This window comes from Pseudonocardia sp. GCM10023141 (assembly GCF_042653605.1).
Genome location: NZ_JBHSIR010000004.1, coordinates 1 through 2016, shown reverse-complemented (window position 1 = coordinate 2016; position 2016 = coordinate 1). Strand labels below are relative to the sequence as shown.

1 protein-coding gene is annotated in these 2016 nt (G+C 75.3%); it reads right to left on the bottom strand.

Translation table 11 applies throughout. The features are described 5' to 3' along the window. On the bottom strand, positions 1-2016 hold a 2016-nt coding region (locus ACFPFQ_RS00675; RefSeq protein ID WP_379613589.1), incomplete at both ends, for a condensation domain-containing protein.

The following is a 2016-nucleotide window of genomic DNA, read 5'->3' as shown; positions in this document are numbered from 1 at the left end:
CGCCCCCTTCGGCACACCCGTCGAACCCGACGTGAACATCACATACGCCAGACCCTCCGGATCCACCGCCACATCCACCCAACCCGGCGCCGCGTCGCCGGCCACCGCGAACACCGGAACGTCCGGCACCGCGGCGGGGTCCGCGCTCACCACCGCGACCACCCCCGCCGACGCGCACACCTGCGCGATCCGCGCCGCCGGCCACGACGGCTCCACCGGCACGAACGCCGCGCCCGCCTTCTCGACGGCGAGCAGTGCCACCACCAGGTCGGCCGAGCGCTCCAGGTGCACACCCACCACCTGTTCCGGTCCGAACCCGGCGCCGGCCAGCCGCGCGGCCAGCCCGGCCGCACGCGCGTCCAGCTCCCGGTAGGTCAGCCGGGTCGCACCGTCGACGACCGCGGGCGCGTCGGGGCTCTCGCGCACCCAGTGCGCCACCAGCTCCGGCAGCGTCTCCGCCGCCACCTCGAGGTCGGTGTCGTTCCACGCCGTGACGACCGACGCCCGCTCCGCCGGGGTGAGGATCTCCACGCGGCCGACGGGGAGCTCGGGCCGTGCCGTCATGGTCGCGAGCACGCCGTCGACCCTGGCCAGCAGCAGCCGGGCGTCGTCGGCGGAGAGCAGGTCGGGGCGGTACTTGATCTCCAGACCGAGGCGTTCCCCCGGCCGCACGACGAGCACGACCGGGTAGTGGGTGGCGTCGTTGCCCTCGACGTCGGCGAGCCGCAGCCCGGCAGCGGTCTCCGCCGCACCGACGGCCGCCTCGTCGAGCGGGTAGGACTCGACCACGACGAGGGTGTCGAACAGCTCGCTCGGGCCACCTCCCGCCGCGACCTCGCGGGCGATGTCGGCGAGCCCGAGGTGCTGGTGCGCGAGCAGCGCCGACTGCTCCTCCTGCACCCGCGTCAGCAGGTCGCCGACGGGCTCGGCCCGGCCGAGCACGACGTGCACCGGCACCGAGTTGATGAACAGGCCGACCATGTCCTCGACGCCGGGCAGCGACGGCGGCCGGCCCGCGACGATGGTGCCGAACGTGACGGCGGCGCGGCCGGTGAGCCCGCCGAGCAGCACGGCCCAGGCCGCCTGCACGACGGTGTTGACGGTGACGCCGCGCTCGCGGGCGAGGCCGACGACGGCCGCGCTGCGCGTGTCGTCGAGCTCGATCTCGACACCGACCGGGATCGTCGACTCCTCGGGTGTGCCCGGCACCAGCAGCGTCGGCTCCTCGACGGTGCTCAGCTGCCGGCGCCAGGCCGCGCGGGCGGCGTCGACGTCCTGCTCGGCGAGCCAGCGCAGGTACTCGCGGTAGGACGCGGGCGGCGCGGCGTGCTCCCCCTGGTAGCGGTCCGGCTCGGCGTAGAGGTCGAGCAGGTCGCGCACCAGCAGCGGGATCGACCAGCCGTCGAGGACGATGTGGTGGTTGGTGAGGACGAGCCGGTGCCGCTCCGGACCGGTGCGCAGCAGCAGGAAGCGGACGTGCGGCGGCGCGGTCAGGTCGAACGGTCGCCTGCGCTCGGCGGCCGTCGTCGCCTCCCCGTCGACGGGGGCGGTGGCGGCGGGAGTGGTGTCGACGACGGTGAACTCGGGGGTCACGCCGTCGACGACGAGCTGGACGGGCATGCCGTCGGCGCCCTCGACGAAGGCGGTGCGCAGGACGGGGTGGCGCTCGACGAGCCGGGTGGCGGCCGCGCGCATCCGCTCGGCGTCGAGCGCTCCGTCGATGTCGAGCATGGTCTGCGCGACGTAGACGTCGCCGTCGCCGTCGCGACCGGCCTGGAACGCTGCGTTGAAGGAGAAGCCGTGCTGCAGCGGCGAGAGCGGCCACACCTCGGCGAGCCCGGGGTGGCGGCGGCGCCACCGGTCGAGGTCGTCGGGGGCGACGGCGATCAGCTCCCGGCTCGGCTCCGCCGCCCGCTCGGGGACGGCAGGCCGGCCCTCGAGTGCTCTGGCGAGCCCGGCGATGGTCTTGTGCTCGAACACGTCACGCGGCGACAGCGCCAACCCCGCCGCCCGCGC